We start from the raw sequence: 3,705 nt of genomic DNA, 5'->3' as shown, positions 1-3,705 counted from the left end.
CGGCGTTTGAGGACGAGCGCGTTCTAGCGCGATACGGGGGTTCGGGGGCGGAGCCCCCGAGGATGGGACGGGTAGGGGCGGCGGGGGCGAGGAAAGCCCGGGTCACACCAGGCGTACCGGTTTCTCTGGGCGTACTCCTGTTGTGCGGAGCCATGCCTCCAGGGGGGCCGGGTCGCCTGTTTCTATCAGGGTGAGGACCCTTGGGCCCAGGTCCGCCGCCCGCTCGCCGTTCAGGAGGAGCGAGGGGCCGTCCAGCCAGTCCAGGCCCGGCATCGCCCCCGCCGTGTCCATCGCCGCGCAGCACACCATCGCGGTGACGTGATCGGCGAGCAGCTCGCGCCCCGTGCGCGGGGGCTGCAGCGGGAAGAGCGGCAGTGTGCCGTCGTCCCAGACAGCCGTGTCCGGGCCCTGGCCGGTCAGGCCTGCCTGGGCCTGCCCGCCGCCCGTCGCCGCCTCCTCGCGGGCGACCTCCGCACTGATCCCGGCGGCCAGAGCCTCGCTGCGCTCGCTTCCCACCCGCTCGCCGTCCCCGTACTCCCCGTCCCCGTACTCCTCGTCCGCCTGCTCTTCCGCCGTGTCCCTCGCGGGCGTCTCGGGCGTCTGGGGCGTCGTCAGGTGGTTCATCACCCGGGAGAGGGTCGGGGCTTCGGGGCCCCGGTGTGCGGGTGTCGCCGTGCGGTGGACGCCCAGGGTGTCCAGGACCCGGTGCAGGCGTGCCGCGTCCGTACGCCACTTGCGGTCGACCACCTCATCGGGGTACTCCTGCCAGTCCACCGGCGCCCAGTCCGGGCCGGGCTCGGCCGGGCCCCCGTGGAAAAGGCGGGCGGCGAGGAGAGAGGCCGCCTCGTCGATCGCGCCGGGCTCTTCGAGCAGGTCGCAGGCCGGGCGTTCGCCCAGGCGGGACGTGAAGCCCTCGGCCAGCCGGTCGCGACGCGACAGTTCCGTGAGCGCCGCGACGACGCCCGCGTCCAGCCGGGCCGGCCAGCGGCCCATCCGCCAGGCGGGGAGCGCGACCCGGGTCAGGAGTCGGTCCCAGCCCGCGTACGCCAGGCCGACCTGTTCCTGCGCGACGATCCGCAGGCCGTAGTCCACAGCCTGTGCGCGCTCGGCCGCCGCCACCGCGACCCCGCGCTCCATCTCGGCCGCGTGCACCCGGCAGCCGCGCAGCAGCAGCCTCGACACCCAGCCGACGCCCGCGAGCGCCGTACGCGACACGGGTCCGCGCTGCGGCGCCGCCGCCACGGCCACCGCCGCGTCCAGGCCTCGTACGAAGCGCCGCGCCGCCGCGATGTCCGGGTGCGCCGAAGGTCCCGTACCGGCGACGACCGGGGCGAGGACCGCGCGCAGTTCGCCGACGCGCATCCACCACAGGAACGGCGAGCCGATCACGAGGACGGGCGCCGCCGTCGCCGCACGCCGGTGCTGTCCCTGGAGGGCGGGACGCAGGCCTCGTACGCCCGATATCTCGTCCCGGTCCTCCACCGGGGGCAGGCTGTGGGCGCGGTGGGTGCGGTCCTCCAGCCAGCTGTCGCAGTCCGGGGTCAGCGCTATCGCGGAGGGTGCGGGGACGCCCAGGCGGTCGGCCAGATCGCGCACCAGATGGTAGAGGTCCGGGGCCGACTCCTCGGCTATCGGGACCGTGGGGCTCATGGCGGGGCGGGCGCGGGCGACGACCAGGGCGATGACGGCCGCCGCGAGGAGTACGACGATCGCGACGCCGCCCGTGATCCAGCGGGCGAGGTGCCAGCCGCCGCCCACGAGGTGGCCGGTGGAGACACCGGCCCACAGCACGACGGCGACGGCCGCGGGCAGCAGGGCGACGGCCAGGGCCCTGCTGCGGATGCGCAGCACGGCGAGGGCCCGGGAACGCGCGACCTGCGCGCCCGCCTCCACACCCATACCGGTCACGACCGGATGTCACCCCCTACCTTTTCCGCACACCCTGACGTTGCTCACTCCCCCACTGTGGCACCCACCACTGACATCGCAATGCCGGTGGGCCAAGTGCCGGAACACTTGCGCCGCACCATAGTTGGGGGCCCGGGCCTCGTCAGCCGGATGGGGGATCGGTCACTCGATGGAATGGCTTTGGGGAGAGGTGGATGACACACGGCGACGACGAAGTGGCGGTGAAGTGGCAGCTGGGAGCCCCTTGGAACGACTTTCGGGCCCCGCATCCTTAGACGGATTCGGGGCCCGAGGGGTTCATCGGCGAGTGCGGCGAGTATCTGGTTCTGTGCCGGAATGCGGGATTTTCGGCTTGCTCTCGCTTGCTCTCGCTTGATCTCGTCTGCTCTCGCTTACTCGCCCGCCGCCGCCTTCGCCGCGATGTCCGTGCGGTGCTGGGAGCCGTCCAGGTGGATGCGGCCGAGGGCCGTGTACGCGCGGTCGCGGGCCTGGCCCAGGTTCTTGCCGGTCGCCGTCACGGAGAGCACCCGGCCGCCCGCGCTCACGACCGCGTCGCCGTCGCGCTTCGTGCCGGCGTGCAGGACGTACGCGTGCGGGGCGTCCTCGGCGGCCACGTCGGCGAGGCCGGTGATCGGGTCGCCGGTGCGCGGGGTGCCGGGGTAGTTGTGCGAGGCGATGACCACGGTGACCGCCGCGTCCTCGCTCCAGCGCAGGGGCTCCAGGTCGGAGAGGGTGCCGTTGGCCGCCGCGAGGAGGATGCCGGCCAGCGGGGTCTTCAGGCGGGCCAGGACCACCTGGGTCTCGGGGTCGCCGAAGCGGGCGTTGAACTCGATCACGCGGACGCCGCGCGAGGTGATCGCGAGGCCGGCGTAGAGGAGGCCGGAGAAGGGGGTGCCGCGGCGGCGCAGTTCGTCGACCGTCGGCTGCAGGACCGTCTGGAGGACTTCCTCGACCAGCTTCGGGTCGGCCCAGGGGAGCGGCGAGTAGGCGCCCATGCCGCCCGTGTTCGGGCCCTCGTCGTCGTCCAGCGCACGCTTGAAGTCCTGGGCGGGCTGGAGCGGGAGGACTGTCTCGCCGTCGGTGATCGCGAAGAGGGAGACCTCGGGGCCGTCGAGGAACTCCTCGATGACGACGCGGTCGCAGGAGTTCGCGTGTGCGGCGGCGGCTTCGAGGTCGTCGGTGACGACCACGCCCTTGCCGGCCGCGAGTCCGTCGTCCTTCACGACGTACGGGGCGCCGAAGGCGTCGAGGGCTTCATCCACCTCGTCGGGCGTCGTGCAGACGTACGAGCGGGCCGTGGGGACGCCGGCTCCCGCCATGACGTCCTTCGCGAAGGCCTTGGAGCCCTCCAGCTGCGCGGCCTCCCCGGAGGGGCCGAAGACCGGGATGCCCGCGCCTCGTACGGCGTCGGCGACCCCGGCGACGAGCGGCGCCTCCGGTCCTACGACGACCAGGTCGGCACCCAGCTCCACGGCCAGCGCCGCTACGGCCCCGCCGTCGAGGGGGTCGACCTGACGCAGCTCGGCGACCTCGGCGATGCCGGCGTTGCCGGGGGCGCAGTAGAGCGCGGTGACGTCGGGGTCGAGGGACAGGGAGCGGCACAGGGCGTGTTCGCGGGCGCCATTACCGATGAGGAGGACGTTCACGCGGGTCAGTTTAGTGGTCCGGGGTGGGATGGTTCCCGGTGCTGGTGCGGGCGCCGCTGGGGGCTGCCGCCCCCAGACCCCCGCTATCGGCCTGAACGGCCTCGTCCTCAAACGCCGGACGGGCTGGGTGTGCCTGGGGGTTGTGGTGGAG

The 3,705-nt window shown here is 73.5% G+C and carries 2 protein-coding genes; both read right to left on the bottom strand.

Features of this window, described 5'->3' with window-relative positions:
* Nucleotides 1-102: 102 nt before the first annotated feature.
* Entirely contained in the window at nucleotides 103-1,899 is a 1,797-nt protein-coding gene (locus tag ACWDR4_RS49890) for a hypothetical protein (protein WP_450418819.1), read from the bottom strand.
* Between the two features lie 401 nt (nucleotides 1,900-2,300).
* Nucleotides 2,301-3,554, bottom strand: coding sequence for a phosphoribosylamine--glycine ligase (gene purD, locus ACWDR4_RS49885; protein WP_450418818.1), 1,254 nt, complete (start codon nucleotides 3,552-3,554; stop codon nucleotides 2,301-2,303).
* Nucleotides 3,555-3,705 lie beyond the last annotated feature (151 nt).

It is taken from the genome of Streptomyces sp. NPDC000878, assembly GCF_053599695.1.
This window is presented reverse-complemented; position numbering and strand designations above follow the sequence as displayed.